Genomic DNA, 15,519 nt, shown 5'->3' with positions numbered 1-15,519 from the left:
GAGACAAGGACAGATCATGGATTACATTCGCGCCATCGAGCGTCAGCAGATTCGCGAGGACATCCCCGCGGTCAAGGTTGGCGACCACGTCAAGGTCCACTACCGCATCGTCGAGGGCGACCGCACCCGCGAGCAGGTCTTCGAGGGCGACGTCATCCGCATGAGCGGCGCCGGCGCGCGCGAGACCTTCACCGTCCGCAAGATCAGCTTCTCTGTGGGCGTCGAGCGCACCTTCCCGCTGCACAGCCCCAAGATCGCCAAGCTCGAGGTCGTCCGTCACGGAGACGTCCGCCGCGCGAAGCTCTACTACCTGCGCGACCGCGTGGGCAAGGCCGCCCGCATTCGCGAGAAGCGCGACTAGCTCACCCTCAGGTTCCACCTTCGAGCCGCCCCCACGGGGGCGGCTTTTTCCATGAGATTGGAGCATCATGCCCCCGACTGCACGACCGGCAACCGCTCGCGAGGTCGCGGCCGCCCTCGCGAGCGCGCCCGCGGACGAGGCGTCCAGGCTCGTCGAGCGCTACGCCGAGGACCCTCGTCGCCAGGTCAGGCACGCGATCGAGGTCGCGCGGAGGCGCCTCGAGCGCGAGGGGGCGGAGCGCGAGCGCGTCGAGGCGTCCTATCGCCTGATGCGCGAGCTCGGGGGAGAGGGCATCGTCCTCGGCGTCGACGAGGTGGGCCGCGGCGCGCTCGCGGGGCCGCTCACCGTCGCCGCCGTCGCCCTTCCCGACGACCCTGTCGTCTGGGGCATCAACGACTCCAAGCAGCTCGCCCCGGCACGGCGCGAGGCGCTTGCCGCCCGCATAGCCGACGTCGCGCTCGCCATCGGGATCGCCCACGTGGAGCCGGAGGCCATCGACGCGGTCGGCATGGCCGTCTCGCTCAGGCAGGCCATGGCCTCTGCGATCGCCGACGCCGGGGTCGAGCCGGACCGCGTCCTCATCGACGGCAACCCGGTGCACGTGCACCCGAGGGAGACCTGCGTCGTCAAGGGGGACGCGCGCGTCGCGTGCATATCGGCGGCCTCGATCGTCGCCAAGGTTACCAGGGACGCCCTCATGGTCTCCTACGAGGACGACTACCCGGGCTATCACCTCGCCGAGTCGAAGGGCTACGGCTCGGCGGAGCACGTCGCCGCCATTCGTGCGCGCGGCCTCACGCCGATACACCGCGTCTCCTTCTGTGGAAACTTTCTCGAGACGCCGCGCCTCTTCTGATTCCCGCATTTTGAACCACCGTTCGTCCCGGCGGCACGGGGGCGTCCCGAGCGGGGAGGGTCCCCGGGACCGAGTCTGACCCGTCAGGCTCGCGGCAGAGACCGGGGACCTCGGTGAGCGCGACGCGAAAGCGCCCTCTGGCAAGCTCTTCTGACCATGTCCGACGATGGGAGGAAGAGCATGCACGAGGAGCAGGAGCGCACGTTCGAGTACGACCCCGAGCAGGACCCCGCCGCGGCGCCTGAGGCACCGGCCGGCGAGGTCGAGGCGCGCGCCCAGGAGCGCCCGAGGACGGTGCGCGACCTCACGCCGCGCGAGCTTGGGATGAAGGGCGAGGAGATGGCCGCGGCCTACCTCGAGCGCAAGGGGTGGTACATCCTCGACCGCAACTGGCGCTGCGAGTTCGGGGAGGTCGACATCGTCGCCCGAGAGGACGACGAGGACGACACGATCGTGCTCGTCGAGGTCAAGACCCGACTCGCCCTCGGAGAGCGCGGGGAGGGGATGCCCGAGCTCGCCGTCGACTCCAGGAAGCGGCGACGCTACAAGATGCTCGCCCTCGCCTACATCGTCAACCACCCCGAGGCCGACGCTGTCCGCTTTGACGTCATCGCCCTGAACGTCGTGGGCGAGGGCGCGGCTCGCCTGCGCCACCTCTCGGGCGCGTACGAGGTCGACGACTGATGGCGCGGGGGTCTTCCGGCATCGATGCCGCCGAGCTCAGGGGCGTCGAGGCGCTGGGCGTCACGGTCGAGGTGAGCACGTCGGGCGGCATACCAGGCATCGACATCGTCGGCATGCCCGACTCTGCGGTGCTCGAGGCGCGCTCGCGGGTCCGCTGCGCGCTCCGCTCGTGCGGGTTCGAGCTCCCCCGGGCGCGCGTCACCGTCAACCTCGCGCCGAGCGAGATGAGAAAGACGGGGACCGGCTTCGACCTCCCCATCGCGACGGCCATCCTCGTCGCGACGGGGCAGCTCCCCCGGCGCGTCGCCGTCGGGTGCCTCATGGTGGGGGAGCTCGGTCTCGACGGGTCGGTGTGCCCGGTGCGCGGCGGCGTCGCGTACGCCCGGCTCGCGCAGGAAAGGGGTCTGTCGCTCGTCACCTCGGCGTTAGCCGAGATCTCCCCGGGCTGGTCCGGGGAGACGCACGGGCTCGTCTCCCTGGGGCAGCTCAAGGGCGGCATCTCCGCGCTGCCGCCCGTGGGCGCCTCGGGCGCCGTCCCGGCCCCCGCCCCTCTGCGGCCGGACCTCGACTACGCCGACGTCGTCGACCAGGACCTCGCGAAGCGGGCGATGACCATCGCGGCCGCGGGGCGCCACGGCGTCCTCATGGTGGGCCCGCCGGGCGCCGGGAAGACCATGCTCGCCAGGAGGCTCCCCACGATCCTCCCGCCCCTCGACGAGCAGGAGGCGGACGAGGCGCTGCTCATCCACTCGGTCGCGGGGGAGCCCATAGACAGGATCGCGCGCGGGGAGCGGCCGTTCAGGGCGCCACATCACTCCATCTCCGTCGGCGGGCTCGTCGGGGGCGGCCGGCCGGTGCGCCCCGGCGAGGTGTCCCTCGCGGACAAGGGGGTGCTCTTCCTGGACGAGCTCCCGGAGTTCGGCCGCGGGGCCCTCCAGGCGATGCGCCAGCCGCTCGAGGACGGCGAGGTGCGGATCGTGCGCGTCGACGGGGTGTACGCCTTCCCCTGCGACTTCCAGCTCGTCGCGGCGGCGAACCCATGCCCCTGCGGGCACCTTGGCGACCCGGACGCCGAGTGCACGTGCACGCCGGCGCGGGTCGCGGCCTACCAGGGCAGGATCGGCGGCCCCCTCATGGACCGCATCGACGTGGTCGTGGACGTCGCGCGCCCCTCGGGGAGGAAGGTGATACGCGAGCAGCGCGGACAGAGCTCGGAGGAGATGGCCTCTCTCGTGGGGCAGGCCCGGGAGCGGGCCGCGCGGCGCGCCCGCGCGGACGACGGGCGGGCGGGGCCGGTCGCGGCGGCGCTCCTCGACCTGGGGGCGCAGAGGACCTTCGAGGGCCTCGCCGACCGGCTCAGGCTCGGCGGGCGCGCGATCGCCCGCGTCGCCCGCGTCGCGCGGACGATCGCGGACCTCGCGGGGCACGACCGCGTGACGTCGGACGACATCGTCGAGGCCGTGGGCTTCCGCTCGCGGTCCGTGGAGTGAGGGGGCTGCCATGGAGGGGTGCGCTCAGACGTGCTGGGAGGTCGCCCTGGGCGACGAGGCGTATCCGCGCTCGCTCCTCGAGCTCGAGCGACCGCCCGAGGAGCTGCGCGGCCTCGGCGACCCCGGCGCGCTCGCCGGGCCCTGCCTCGCCGTCATCGGCGCCCGCCGCGCGACGCCCTACGGGCTCGCGGTGGCGGAGATGGCGGCCCGCGTCGCGGCTCGAAACGGGGTCACCGTCGTCTCGGGAGGGGCCATGGGGTGCGACCGCGCCGCGGGCCTCGCGGCCGTCGCGGCAGGAGGCCGCTCCGTCATCGTGTCGGGCTGCGGGGCGGACGTCGTCTACCCAAGCTCGTCCCGGGACGTCTTCGAGGCGACGCTCTCGTCGGGCGGGGCGGTGGTCTCGCTCGAGCGCTGGGGCGCGGGTCCGAGGAGATGGGCGTTCCCGAAGAGAAACGCCGTCATCGCCGCGCTCTCCCACGTGCTCGTCGTGACGGAGGCGGGGCTCCGGTCGGGCACGATGTCGACCGCCGAGGCCGCAGTCGAGCTCGGCAGGGCGGTCTATGCCATACCCGGCTCGATCTTCTCTCCCGCCTCGTCGGGGACCAACCGCCTGGCAGCCGAGGGGGCGAGGATTATCCCCGACGAGCGGTCGCTCGAGATCGCCCTCTCGCTCGACTTCGGCTCCGCCCCCATGGCGGGCCCGGCGCCCGAGCGCCCGGGCGGGCCGGTCGCGGCCGCCCTGCTCGCCTCCCCCTCGAGGCCGGACGAGCTCGCGGCGCGCCTCGGCGAGGACGTCCTGACGCTGCTGAGGACGCTGACGGACCTCGAGGCGAGAGGAATCGTGGAGCGGCTGCCCGACGGGAGATACTCGCCCACGCGCGCCTACCTGATGGGGCAGAATGGTATCTCGAAACGTTTCTCGTGAACTGAGGGGAGCCGGGCATGTCGGAGATCGTGACGGTCGTCGGAGGGGGACTCGCCGGGAGCGAGTGCGCGCTGCAGCTCGCGCGCCGAGGCGTGCGCGTCAGGCTCTGCGAGCAGCGTCCCTCCCGGCCCTCCCCGGCGCACCGCACCTCGAGCCTCGCCGAGCTCGTGTGCTCCAACTCGCTCAAGTCGACCAAGCCGGAGACCGCCGCGGGGCTTCTCAAGTGGGAGCTCGACCAGATGGGCTGCGAGCTGCTGCGCGTCGCCCGCTCGTGCTCGGTGGCGGCAGGAGGGGCGCTCGCCGTCGACCGCGAGGCCTTCTCGTCGGAGGTGACGCGGCTCGTGGCGGGCCATCCGCTCGTCGAGGTCGTCCGCGAGGAGGTGACGTCCATCCCGGAGGGGCCGTCCGTCGTCGCGGCGGGCCCCCTGTGCTCCGACGCGCTCTTCGACGCCGTCGCGAAGGCGGTCGGAGGCGAGCGCATGAGCTTCTTCGATGCGGCGGCGCCCATCGTCGACGCCGACTCCATCGACCGCGACGTCGTCTTCTCGCAGTCCCGCTATGGCGAGTCGGGCGGGGGCGACTACCTCAACTGCCCGCTCGACCGCGACGAGTACGACGCCTTCATGGAGGCCCTGCTCTCCGCCGGGCGCGTCATCGCGCGCGACTTCGAGCAGGCCGACCTCTTCTGCGCCTGCCAGCCCGTCGAGGAGGTCGCCCGGACCGGGCACGACTCGCTGCGCTTCGGCGCGCTCAAGCCGGTGGGCCTCACCGACCCGCGCACGGGCAGGCGGCCCTGGGCGGCGGTCCAGCTCAGGGCGGAGAACGAGGCGCGCGCCGCCTACAACCTCGTCGGCTTCCAGACCAACCTCACGTGGCCCGAGCAGCGGCGCGTGTTCCGGATGATCCCCGGCCTCGGATCGGCCGAGTTCCTGCGCTATGGGGTCATGCATCGAAACTCCTTCGTCGACGCGCCCCGCGCGCTCGACGCCACCTTCGCGATCCCGGGCACGCGGTGTCGGCTCGCGGGGCAGATAACCGGGACCGAGGGGTACGTCGAGGCCATCGCCTCGGGCCTTCTCGCGGCGCTCAACACGTACGCGGGGCTCTCGGGCGCGGCGCCGGCGTCCCTTCCCGCCACCTCCGCCCTCGGGTCGCTCGTCGCGTACGCGACGAGCCCCTCCACAGTCGACTACCAGCCCATGCACGTGAACTTCGGCCTCTTCCCGCCGCTTGCGGACGCGCCGCGCAGGAAGGCCGAGCGCCGCGCGGCGCTCGCCGAGCGGGCGCGATCCGACCTCGCGGCCTACGTGCGGTCGCGCCACGACCTCTTCGGGGGCGGGGGAGCGTGAGCGAGCCCGACCTCGAGGGGCTCGTCGCGCGGTTCTGCGACCACCTCGGCCGCTTCCGCAACCTCTCCCCGAACACGGTGCGCTCATACGGGTGCGACCTCGCCTCCTTCGCGTCGTGGGCGCGCCGCGCGGGGGTCGACCCGCTGCGCGTGACGCACCGCGAGCTGAGGGGGTACCTCGCCGAGCTCTCCCGCGCCCGCTACTCGCCGCGGACGATCAACCGGCGGCTCTCGGCGCTGCGCGGCTTCTATCGCTGGCTCGCGCGCGAGGGAGTCTGCGACGCGTCGGCAGCGGCGGCGCTCGCGAGCCCCAAGGCCGGCCGGCCCCTTCCCCGCACGATGTCCGACGCGGACGTCCGCGCCCTTCTCGCGACCTGCGACGTCGACACGACCGAGGGCCTGCGCGACCGCGCGCTCCTCGAGACGCTCTATGCGACCGGCTGCCGCGTGTCGGAGGCCGCCGGGCTCTCCGTGGCGGACGTCGACCTCGCGGGACGCCAGGCGCGCCTGTTCGGCAAGGGCTCGAAGGAGCGGATCGTGCCGCTCTACGACGAGGCGGTGCGCTGGGTGGAGCGCTGGGTGGGGGAGGGCCGCCCGGAGCTCGCCGCCCGCTCGCGCCGGCCGACCGACGCCCTCTTCCTCTCCACCCGGGGGAACCCCCTGTCGGCGGGGGCCATGCGCGACTGCTTCGGCCGCCACGTGGCGCTCGCCGGGCTCGACCCCGCGCTCTCGCCGCACGCGATGCGCCACACCTTTGCCACCGAGCTCCTCTCGGGGGGCGCTGACCTCAGGAGCGTCCAGGAGCTCCTGGGCCACGAGAGCCTCTCCACGACGCAGGTCTACACGCACCTGTCCGTGGAGCGCCTCCGGGAGGCGGCCCGCGCCGCGCATCCGCGCTCGTAGCGAGGCAGGAAGAGCCTGCGCATTTTCATCTGTCGCGCTCGACAAAGGCGTGACGTCCCGCTATACTTTCTGTCCGTTGTGCGTCCGCACGACATGCCGCGCCAGGCGCGGTACCATCACGCACGCGCGACTACCCGCCCGCCGTGGTGCCCGGGGCTCAAGCCAGGTCCCGGGTGGCGACTCGGGGATGACATCGCGCGGAGGACCAACCACAGGAGGTTATCATGGCTAAGATCACTATCCAGACCCTGCTCGACGCCGGCTGCCACTACGGTCACCAGACCCGCCGCTGGAACCCCAAGATGAAGTCCTACATCTTCGGCGAGCGCAACGGCATCTACATCCTCGACCTCAAGCAGACCATGCTCGGCGCCGACAAGGCCTACACCTTCCTCAAGGAGACCGCCTCCAAGGGCGGCACCGTGCTCTTCGTGGGCACCAAGAAGCAGGCCCAGGAGCCCATCGCCGCCCAGGCCGAGCGCTGTGGCATGCCCTACATCAACCAGCGCTGGCTCGGCGGCATGCTCACCAACTTCGTGACCATCCGCTCCCGCATCCAGCGCATGGAGGAGCTCGAGGCCATGGTCGAGGACGGCCGCATGAGCCTCCTGCCCAAGAAGGAGCAGGCCGTGCTGACCAAGGAGCTCGGCAAGCTCCAGGCCAACCTCGGCGGCGCCCGCACCATGCTCGCCCTCCCGCAGGCCATCTTCGTCGTCGACTCCAAGCGCGAGGAGATCGCGATCCGCGAGGCCAACCGCCTCCACATCCCCGTCGTGAGCCTGCTCGACACCAACTCCGACCCCGACGTCGTCGACTACGGCATCCCCGCCAACGACGACGCCATCCGCTCCGTCTCCCTCATGTGCGAGCTCGCCGCCGACGCCGTCCTCGCCGGCTCCGGCAAGGAGCAGATCACGGCCGAGGAGATGGCCGCCCCGGCAGCCGAGGAGGCCCCTGCCGCCGAGGCTCCCGCCGCTGAGTAACGACCTTCACGAACGAAGAGGAGAAACACCATGGCACAGGTTACCGCCGCCCTCGTCAAGCAGCTCCGCGAGATGACCGACTCCCCGATGATGGAGTGCAAGAAGGCCCTCGTCGAGGCCGATGGCGACATCGACAAGGCCGTTGACATCCTCCGCACCATGGGTATCGCCAAGGCCGTCAAGCGCGCCGGCCGCGACACCAACGAGGGCACCATCGCCACCTACGTCTCCGAGGACCAGAAGCTCGGCGCCATCCTCGAGCTCACCTGCGAGACCGACTTCGTGGGCACCAACCCCAAGTTCTGCGGCTTCGCCCTCGACCTCGCCAAGGTCGTCGCCGAGAACGACCCGGCCGACGTCGAGGCCCTCAAGGCGTGCGCGATGGGCGAGTCCACCGTCGAGGCCGAGCTCACCGAGATGATCCACGTCATCGGCGAGAACATGAAGATCGCCCGCTTCCAGCGCGTCACCGCCGCTGACGGCGCCCTCGGCAGCTACGTCCACCTCGGCGGCAAGCTCGCCGACATCGTGACCTTCAAGCTCGGCAAGCCCGAGACCGCCGAGGCCGACGAGTTCAAGACCTTCGCGCACGACGTCGCCATGCAGGTCGCCGCCGCCGCGCCCGTCGCCGCCCGCCGCGACGACGTGCCCGCCGACGTGATCGAGCACGAGCTCTCCATCTACAAGGCCCAGGCCGCCGAGTCCGGCAAGCCGGAGGCCATCCAGGAGAAGATGGCCCAGGGCCGTCTCGAGAAGTACTTCAAGGAGAGCGTCCTCACCGAGCAGGAGTTCGTCAAGGACGGCTCCGTCACCATCGGCCAGCTCGCCAAGAACGTCGGCAAGTCCCTCGGTGACGAGGTCGAGGTCATGAGCTTCATCCGCTACACCTTCGGCGACGCCGAGTAGCGAGCTTCCTCTCACGCCAGACGGGGCCGGCGAGTTCTTCTCGCCGGCCCCGTTCGTGTGCATACGGGGGCGGTCCGCCGAGCATCCGGAACCGCCCCGCGCGTCTCTGGTAGAATCTCGTCTCGAACAAGGCGTCGCGCCCCCGCGCGGCACGACTGAGTGGAGGTTGGCTTGTCAGACATCAAGTATCACCGCGTCCTGCTCAAGCTATCCGGCGAGGCCCTGATGGGGGAGCAGTCCTTCGGCATCGACGCCGCGGTCCCGCAGCGCCTCGCCGAGGAGATCAAGCCCGTCTGGGAGGCCGGCGTGCAGGTCGCCATCGTCGTGGGCGGCGGCAACATCTTCCGCGGGCTCACCGGCGCCGCCGCGGGCATGGACCGCGCCCAGGGCGACAACATGGGCATGCTCGCCACCGTCATCAACTCCCTCGCCCTCCAGGACTGCTTCGAGCGCAACGGCATGGACTGCCGCGTCATGAGCGCCATCGAGATGCGCCAGATCGCCGAGCCCTACATCAGGCGCCGCGCGATCCGCCACCTCGAGAAGGGGCGCATCACCATCTACGCCGCGGGGACCGGCAACCCCTACTTCACGACCGACACCGCCGCCGCGCTGCGCGCCTGCGAGGTGGGCGCCGAGGTCCTCATGAAGGCCACCAACGTGGACGGCATCTACGACGCCGACCCGCGCACCAACCCGGACGCGCGCCGCTATGACACCGTCACGTATCGCGAGGTCCTCAACCGCGACCTCAAGGTCATGGATGCCACGGCCACCGCGCTGTGCCACGACAACCACATGCCCATCATGGTGTTCGACATCAAGTCCCCGGGCGTCTTCATGAGCGCCGTGAGCGGGGAGAGCGTTGGAACGACCGTCGTCGAGGAGGACTAGTCATGAGTCAGTACACCGACCGCGCCGAGAAGAACATGGGCAAGTGCCTCGACACCCTCAAGGCCAACTTCGCCCGCGTCCGCACGGGGCGCGCGAACGCCCAGATCCTCGCGCCCATCATGGTCGACTACTACGGCCAGCCCACCCCGATCACCCAGCTCGCGGCCGTGAAGGTCCCCGAGGCCTCCATGCTCGTCGTCGAGCCGTGGGACAAGAGCGCGCTTCGCTCCATCGAGAAGGCCATCGAGGGCTCCGACCTCGGCATCACGCCGTCCAACGACGGCGTCTGCATCCGCCTGCCCTTCCCGCGCCCGACCGAGGAGCGCCGTCGCGAGCTCGCCAAGGAGTGCAGCCAGCTCGCCGAGGAGAGCCGCGTCGCCATCCGCAACGTCCGCAGGGACGTCAACGGCAAGATCGAGCGCGACGAGGAGCTTCCCGAGGACCAGCAGTCCCGCGAGAAGAAGGCCGTCCAGAAGCTCACGGACTCCTACGTCGCCAAGGTCGACGAGCTGCTGAAGGCCAAGACCGCCGAGGTCATGGAAATCTAGATGCAGCGCGACGAAGCCAAGCTGAGGGAGTACTACGCCGCCGCCCCCGCCGACATCTGCCTTGCGGACGTCGACCTCGATCGCGTCCCGAGCCACGTCTCGATCATCATGGACGGCAACGGCCGCTGGGCGCAGGCCCGCGGGCTCGATCGCTCGCGCGGCCACGTGGCGGGCGTCGACGCCCTGCGCGAGGCGGTGACCACGAGCGTGAGGCTCGGTCTGGACGCGCTCTCCGTCTACGCCTTCTCCACGGAGAACTGGAGGCGGCCCCAGCGCGAGGTCGACCTCCTCATGCACCTCTTCGCCACGACGCTCGTGAACGAGCTCCCGCTCTTCCACCAGGAGAACGTGCGCCTCAGGTTCCTCGGCGACCTCGACGCGCTTCCGGAGAAGACCCGGCAGGTGTTCCAGCGCGGCCTCGACGAGACGGCCGACCACACCGGCATGACCTTCGCCCTCGCGGTCAACTACGGCTCCCGCGCGGAGATCGCGCGCGCGGCGCGCCAGATCGCGCAGGAGGTCGCCGCCGGCTCCCTCGACCCGAGCGACGTCGACGAGGACGCGCTGGCGAGCCGTCTCTACACGGCGGGGCTCCCCGACCCCGACCTCCTCATCAGGACCTCAGGCGAGCTCAGGCTCTCCAACTACCTGCTCTGGCAGCTCGCCTACACAGAGTTCTACGTCACGCCGACCTTCTGGCCGGACTTCTCCCGCTGGGACTTCCTGCGGGCCGTCGTCTCGTACCAGTCGCGCTCGCGGCGCTTCGGCGGGGTCGTGACGTCATGAGCGAGAGCCGCCGCACCGACGACGAGCGCGCGTCAGGGCTCGACCGACAGATAGCGTTTCTCGAGGGCCGGCGCGCCTCCAAGGAGGAGCGCCGCGCCGCCGGCGACCTCACGGGGCAGAAGGCGCGCAGCTCGGCAGAGCGCCTCCTCACGCGCTCGACCTCGGGGGCGATCTACGCCGTCGTCACCCTCGCGTGCCTGTTCTGCGGGCCGGTCACCACCACGGCGCTCGTCGTCGCGCAGGCGTGGCTGTGCTGCTCGGAGTTCTTCCGCATCTGCCGCATGGGGGGCAGGATGCCCAACGAGGTCATCGGCCTCGCGGCTGCCGTCCTGTTCCCGCCCGCGGCCCTCGTCTCGGGCCTTCTCGCCTGCGCGCTCGTCATCTTCGTCATGCTGATGGCCTGCGCGTGCTGGTACGTGTTCACGCCGCGGGCGAGCGTCGCCGACGTCGCCGTGACCGCCTTCGGCCCCCTCTACACGTCGCTCGCGTTCTCGAGCGTGGTCCTGATCCGCAAGTTCGACCCCGGCCTGACGGGCGCGCTCGTCACCCTCGCCGTCATGCTCTCCATCTGGGCCAACGACGCCTTCGCCTACTTCGTCGGGTCCGCGCTCGGCCGCCACAAGCTCGCGCCGCGCATCTCGCCGAGCAAGAGCGTCGAGGGCTTCTTCGGCGGCATCGTCGGCTCCGTCATCGTCTGGGTGGTGCTCGCCGTCTTCGTCGTCGGCGACATGAGCATCTCCATGGCCGTCCTGTGCGGGCTCGTCGTGGGCGTCGCGGGCGTCATCGGGGACCTCTTCGAGTCGCGCCTGAAGCGCGGCGTCGGGGTCAAGGACTCCGGCAACGTCCTGCCCGGGCACGGCGGCCTGCTCGACCGGTCCGACTCCATGCTCTTCGGCAGCATGGCGGCGTTCTTCCTTCTGCTCTTTGGAGGCATCCTGTGACCATCTTCGAGGACACCGCGCCGCGCGCGGCGCGACCGCGGCCCCTGAGGGTCGCGGTCCTCGGCTGCTCCGGCTCCATCGGCACCCAGACGCTCGACGTCTGCCGCCGCCACGCCGACAGGCTGCGCGTCGTGGCCGTCTCCGTCAACACGTCGGTGGCCGCCGCCGTGGCCGCCGCGCGCGAGTTCGGCTGCGCGCGCATCGCCGTCGCGGACCCCGAGCGCTCCTCGGACCCCGCCCTCGCCGAGCTCCCGGCCGGCTGCGAGGCCGCCTTCGGCGCGGGCGCGGTGACCGAGCTCGCGACGCTGCCCGACGTGGACATGGTCGTGAACGCGCTCGTCGGCTTCTCCGGCATCCACGCGGGCTTCGCCGCCCTCAGGGAGGGCAAGGCGCTCGCCTACGCCAACAAGGAGTCCATCGTCTGCGGCGGCGACCTCATGATGCCGCTCGCCCGGCCGGGGCGCCTGCTTCCCGTCGACTCCGAGCACAGCGCCATATTCCAGTGCCTGGTGGGGGAGCGCCCGGAGGACGTCTCCCGCATCTGGCTCACCTGCTCGGGCGGGCCGTTCTACGGGCGGTCGCGCGAGGGGCTCGCCTCCGTCTCCGCTGCCGACGCCCTTGCGCACCCCACCTGGACGATGGGCGAGAAGATCACGATCGACTCGGCGACCCTCATGAACAAGGGGCTCGAGGTCATCGAGGCGCATCACCTCTTCCAGCAGCCCATCGACGCGATCCGCGTGCTCGTCCACCGCGAGAGCAAGATCCACTCCATGGTGGAGTTCGTCGACGGCGTCGTGAAGGCGCAGCTCGGCGGCTCCGACATGCGCGCGCCGATCCAGTACGCGCTCAGCTACCCCGAGCGCTGGGAGGCCTCCGTCGAGCGCATCGACTGGTGCTCCGCCGACCCGCTCACGTTCGGCGAGGCCGACGAGGCCGCGTTCGGCTGCCTCGCCCTCGCCCGCGCGGCGGGCCGCGCCGGGGGGACCCTCCCGTGCGCCATGAACGCGGCCAACGAGGTGGCCAACGAAAGGTTCCGCCAAGGTTTGTGCTCGTTCCTCGACATCGAGAGGACGGTCTCCGCCGTCATGGACGCGACCGACCGCGAGCGGGTAGAGTCGCTAGGTCAGCTCGAGGAGGTCGACGCGCGCGCCCGCGCGCTGGCCCTCGCCGTTCTCTCGGAGGTCGCCCTTTGAGTGCCGTGCTTTCCGTCGCCTCAGCCGTGTTCTGGGGCGTGCTCGTCCTGTCGCTTCTCGTCTTCGTCCACGAGGGCGGCCACTACCTCGTCGCCCGCGCGCTGCGCGTGAGGGCGACGGAGTTCTTCCTCGGCCTGCCGTGCCGCTGGAGGCTCTCGCGCAAGAGCCGCTCGGTGGGCACCGAGTTCGGCGTCACGCCGGTCCTTCTCGGCGGCTACACGCGCATCTGCGGCATGGAGGGGGCGGACGACGACCTGCTCGCCCCCGCGCTCCAGATCGTCATGGAGCGGGGCCGCGTGCGCGCCGCCGACGTTGCCCGCGAGCTCGACGTCGACGAGGGCAGGGCCTACGAGCTTCTGGCCACCCTCGCCGACTGGGCCTCGATCCGCCCCTACTATGACCCCGAGCTCGGCGAGACGCCGGGCCAGCGCGACTATCCCGCCGCCTTCGAGACGCTCGCGCGCGACGCGAACCACCTCACCGAGTACGACCGCGGGCACGACTTCACGCTCCCCGGCTCCACCGAGGCGGGCAGCCCCCACCCGACCGGCCTCGCCCCCGACGACCTCCTCGCCCTCGAGCGCTCTCACACCTACCAGGGCGTCGGCTTCCTCAGGCGCTGCGCGATGCTCGTCGCCGGGCCGCTCGTGAACGTCCTTCTCGCCTTCGTGATCGTGACCTGCGCGCTCATGGCGCGCGGCGTCGACTACTACTCGGACGCGAGCGTCATCGGCGCGGTCGAGGCGGGCTCCTACGCGGAGGAGGCCGGCCTCGAGGCCGGCGACGAGGTCATCGCCGTGGCCGGCATGCCCGTCGGCACCTGGGAGGAGCTCTCCTCCGCCATGCGCCCCTATCTCGACGCGGGCGAGGACTTCGAGCTCACCTACGTCCGCGACGGCGCCGAGGCGACGGCCCTCGTCGACCTCCCCGACGGCCAGGCCTGCGAGCTTCTGGGTGTAACGTCGAGCGTGGCGACCTATCACCCGAGCCTGCCCGAGGCCGCCCAGGCCACGCTCGCCTACACGGGCCAGGTCGCGAGCTACGTCGCGCAGCTCATCCAGCCCCAGCACACGATGGAGGTGCTTGACCAGTCCTCCTCGGTCGTGGGCATCGCCGTCATGACCTCCGAGGCGGCCTCGTCGGGCGCCTACGAGCTCGCGCTCGTCGCCGCGGCGGTCTCCATGTCGCTCGGCTTCATGAACCTCCTGCCCATCCCGCCCTTCGACGGCGGCAAGATCCTCATCGAGGTCATCCAGCTCGTCATCCGCCGGCCGCTCTCCCTGCGCGCCCAGAGCGCCCTCAGCTACCTCGGGCTCGCGTTCATCGTCTTCGTCTTCGTCGTCGTGCTGAGAAACGACATCGTCCGCTTTGTGATTGGGTAGGTGCGGCACTATGAGCGAGAAGAACCGTCCGGCGCGCGAGCTCACGCGCCCCGTCATGGTGGGGGACGTGCAGGTGGGAGGCGGCGCGCCCGTGTCCGTGCAGTCCATGTGCACGACCGACACGGCCGACGCGGCCGCCACGCTCGCGCAGATCGCGCGGCTCGCCGAGGCCGGCTGCGAGATCATACGCGTGGCGGTGCCCTCGTCGTCGGCGCTCGACGGCCTCTCCGAGATCTGTGCCGCCTCGCCTCTTCCCGTCGTCGCCGACATCCACTTCGACCACGCGCTCGCCATCGAGGCGTGCCGTCGCGGGGCGGCGGCCCTGCGCGTGAATCCCGGCAACATCGGCAGCTGGGCGCGCGTCGACGCCGTCATCGACGAGGCGGGCGCGGGCGGCATCCCCATCCGCATCGGCGTGAACGCCGGCTCGCTCGACCCGGCCTTCGCCGAGCGCGAGGACCTCACGCACGTCGAGAAGCTCGTGGGGTCGGCGACCTCGTTCGTCGAGCACTTCCGCGCACGCGGCTTCTCTGACATCGTCCTGTCCGCCAAGGCGCACGGCGTGCCGACGACCGTCGAGGTCAACCGCGCCCTCTCGCGCGAGCTGCCGGACGTTCCGCTCCACATCGGCGTCACCGAGGCGGGCACCGCCCGCCAGGGGACCGTCAAGAACGCCGCCGCGATCGGCGCGCTGCTCATGGAGGGCATCGGCGACACGATGCGCCTCTCGCTCACCGCCGACCCCGTCGAGGAGGTCGACGTGGCCTGGGACCTGCTCTCGGCCGTGGGGCTGCGCCGCCTGCGCCCCGAGCTCGTGAGCTGCCCCACGTGCGGCCGCTGCCAGTGGGACCTCATGGGCGTGGCCGCCGAGGTGGAGCGGCGCCTCGCGGGCGTGCGCGCCCCCATCACCGTCGCCGTCATGGGCTGCGTGGTGAACGGGCCCGGCGAGGCCAGGGGCGCCGACATCGGCCTTGCCGGCGGGCGCGGCAGGGCCGTGCTCTTCGCGTCCGGCGAGAAGATCCGCACCGTCGACGAGGCCGACGCCGTCGACGAGCTCTTCGCCGAGATCGAGCATCGCTTCACGTAGAGCGTCCGGCTCCGCGCCGGCCCGGGCAACCTCCGGCGCTCAGACAGCTTGCCGAGAAGAGCGCTCGGCAAGAACTCGCGGCGGAGGTTGCCCGGGCCGGCGCGGTGCCTGCTCAACTACAATCTGCTACCGATACGTTGTGACGAGCTGTCCGCCTCCCCGGCTGGGCTGACCTCCGCCGCGAGTTCTGCAGGCGCGCCCTTTGCGCCGAAGCTGTCTGAGCGCCGGA

Annotated in this window: 16 protein-coding genes; all 16 read left to right on the top strand. The window is 71.4% G+C overall.

Annotated features, from left to right (window positions below; genetic code table 11):
• Nucleotides 1–16: 16 nt before the first annotated feature.
• The 16 genes from rplS to ispG all read left to right on the top strand — a co-directional run bounded on the left by rplS (nt 17) and on the right by ispG (nt 15,290).
• Entirely contained in the window at nt 17–361 is a 345-nt protein-coding gene (rplS, locus tag E0L17_RS00870) for a 50S ribosomal protein L19 (RefSeq protein WP_075280197.1), read from the top strand.
• Nucleotides 362–428: 67 nt separating this feature from the next.
• The gene (rnhB, locus tag E0L17_RS00865) at nt 429–1,217 is read left to right on the top strand and encodes a ribonuclease HII (RefSeq protein ID WP_167929399.1); all 789 of its coding nucleotides are present in this window, start codon (nt 429–431) and stop codon (nt 1,215–1,217) included.
• Nucleotides 1,218–1,373: 156 nt separating this feature from the next.
• Nucleotides 1,374–1,901 (top strand): YraN family protein, encoded by a 528-nt coding sequence (locus E0L17_RS00860; protein ID WP_286163185.1) that lies wholly within the window; start codon nt 1,374–1,376, stop codon nt 1,899–1,901.
• Entirely contained in the window at nt 1,901–3,391 is a 1,491-nt protein-coding gene (locus E0L17_RS00855) for a YifB family Mg chelatase-like AAA ATPase (RefSeq protein ID WP_167929398.1), read from the top strand. Before E0L17_RS00860 ends, E0L17_RS00855 begins: the two co-directional genes overlap by 1 nt.
• Before the next feature lie 10 nt (nt 3,392–3,401).
• Nucleotides 3,402–4,316: a DNA-processing protein DprA gene (locus E0L17_RS00850; protein ID WP_167929397.1), complete on the top strand. Its 915-nt coding sequence runs from the start codon at nt 3,402–3,404 to the stop codon at nt 4,314–4,316.
• 17 nt (nt 4,317–4,333) lie between these two features.
• Nucleotides 4,334–5,665: a methylenetetrahydrofolate--tRNA-(uracil(54)-C(5))-methyltransferase (FADH(2)-oxidizing) TrmFO gene (gene trmFO / locus E0L17_RS00845; RefSeq protein WP_167929396.1), complete on the top strand. Its 1,332-nt coding sequence runs from the start codon at nt 4,334–4,336 to the stop codon at nt 5,663–5,665.
• Entirely contained in the window at nt 5,662–6,567 is a 906-nt protein-coding gene (locus tag E0L17_RS00840) for a tyrosine recombinase (RefSeq protein ID WP_167929395.1), read from the top strand. Before trmFO ends, E0L17_RS00840 begins: the two co-directional genes overlap by 4 nt.
• A gap of 221 nt (nt 6,568–6,788) precedes the next feature.
• Nucleotides 6,789–7,550: a 30S ribosomal protein S2 gene (rpsB, locus tag E0L17_RS00835; protein ID WP_167929460.1), complete on the top strand. Its 762-nt coding sequence runs from the start codon at nt 6,789–6,791 to the stop codon at nt 7,548–7,550.
• 30 nt (nt 7,551–7,580) lie between these two features.
• Nucleotides 7,581–8,456, top strand: a complete 876-nt coding sequence (gene tsf / locus E0L17_RS00830; protein ID WP_167929394.1) for a translation elongation factor Ts — start codon at nt 7,581–7,583, stop codon at nt 8,454–8,456.
• A gap of 171 nt (nt 8,457–8,627) precedes the next feature.
• The gene (gene pyrH / locus E0L17_RS00825; RefSeq protein ID WP_167929393.1) at nt 8,628–9,350 is read left to right on the top strand and encodes a UMP kinase; all 723 of its coding nucleotides are present in this window, start codon (nt 8,628–8,630) and stop codon (nt 9,348–9,350) included.
• A gap of 2 nt (nt 9,351–9,352) precedes the next feature.
• Nucleotides 9,353–9,898 carry a ribosome recycling factor gene (gene frr, locus E0L17_RS00820; protein ID WP_075280188.1) on the top strand — a complete coding sequence of 182 codons (546 nt, stop codon included), beginning with the start codon at nt 9,353–9,355 and terminating at the stop codon, nt 9,896–9,898.
• Nucleotides 9,899–10,684, top strand: coding sequence for an undecaprenyl pyrophosphate synthase (gene uppS / locus E0L17_RS00815; protein ID WP_167929392.1), 786 nt, complete (start codon nt 9,899–9,901; stop codon nt 10,682–10,684).
• Nucleotides 10,681–11,625, top strand: coding sequence for a phosphatidate cytidylyltransferase (locus E0L17_RS00810; protein WP_167929391.1), 945 nt, complete (start codon nt 10,681–10,683; stop codon nt 11,623–11,625). The genes uppS and E0L17_RS00810 overlap by 4 nt, the downstream gene beginning before the upstream one ends.
• A complete protein-coding gene (dxr, locus tag E0L17_RS00805) occupies nt 11,622–12,821 on the top strand; it encodes a 1-deoxy-D-xylulose-5-phosphate reductoisomerase (protein ID WP_167929390.1) in 1,200 nt (399 codons plus the stop codon). Before E0L17_RS00810 ends, dxr begins: the two co-directional genes overlap by 4 nt.
• 5 nt (nt 12,822–12,826) lie before the next feature.
• A complete protein-coding gene (locus tag E0L17_RS00800) occupies nt 12,827–14,203 on the top strand; it encodes a site-2 protease family protein (RefSeq protein WP_353652925.1) in 1,377 nt (458 codons plus the stop codon).
• A gap of 10 nt (nt 14,204–14,213) precedes the next feature.
• A complete protein-coding gene (ispG, locus tag E0L17_RS00795; protein WP_167929388.1) occupies nt 14,214–15,290 on the top strand; it encodes a flavodoxin-dependent (E)-4-hydroxy-3-methylbut-2-enyl-diphosphate synthase in 1,077 nt (358 codons plus the stop codon).
• Nucleotides 15,291–15,519 lie beyond the last annotated feature (229 nt).

This window comes from Olsenella sp. SW781 (genome assembly GCF_012027725.1).
In the GTDB taxonomy this organism is placed as follows: domain Bacteria; phylum Actinomycetota; class Coriobacteriia; order Coriobacteriales; family Atopobiaceae; genus Thermophilibacter.
The sequence above is the reverse complement of the archived record's forward strand: the minus strand, read 5'-3'. Positions and strand labels throughout refer to the sequence as shown.

What these genes read in the sequence shown, in the direction of transcription:
- rplS (WP_075280197.1), top strand. Translation starts at nt 17, where the DNA reads ATGGATTACATTCGCGCCATCGAGCGTCAGCAGATTCGCGAGGACATC.
- rnhB (WP_167929399.1), top strand. Translation starts at nt 429, where the DNA reads ATGCCCCCGACTGCACGACCGGCAACCGCTCGCGAGGTCGCGGCCGCC.
- E0L17_RS00860 (WP_286163185.1), top strand. Translation starts at nt 1,374, where the DNA reads ATGTCCGACGATGGGAGGAAGAGCATGCACGAGGAGCAGGAGCGCACG.
- E0L17_RS00855 (WP_167929398.1), top strand. Translation starts at nt 1,901, where the DNA reads ATGGCGCGGGGGTCTTCCGGCATCGATGCCGCCGAGCTCAGGGGCGTC.
- E0L17_RS00850 (WP_167929397.1), top strand. Translation starts at nt 3,402, where the DNA reads ATGGAGGGGTGCGCTCAGACGTGCTGGGAGGTCGCCCTGGGCGACGAG.
- trmFO (WP_167929396.1), top strand. Translation starts at nt 4,334, where the DNA reads ATGTCGGAGATCGTGACGGTCGTCGGAGGGGGACTCGCCGGGAGCGAG.
- tsf (WP_167929394.1), top strand. Translation starts at nt 7,581, where the DNA reads ATGGCACAGGTTACCGCCGCCCTCGTCAAGCAGCTCCGCGAGATGACC.
- frr (WP_075280188.1), top strand. Translation starts at nt 9,353, where the DNA reads ATGAGTCAGTACACCGACCGCGCCGAGAAGAACATGGGCAAGTGCCTC.
- uppS (WP_167929392.1), top strand. Translation starts at nt 9,899, where the DNA reads ATGCAGCGCGACGAAGCCAAGCTGAGGGAGTACTACGCCGCCGCCCCC.
- E0L17_RS00810 (WP_167929391.1), top strand. Translation starts at nt 10,681, where the DNA reads ATGAGCGAGAGCCGCCGCACCGACGACGAGCGCGCGTCAGGGCTCGAC.
- ispG (WP_167929388.1), top strand. Translation starts at nt 14,214, where the DNA reads ATGAGCGAGAAGAACCGTCCGGCGCGCGAGCTCACGCGCCCCGTCATG.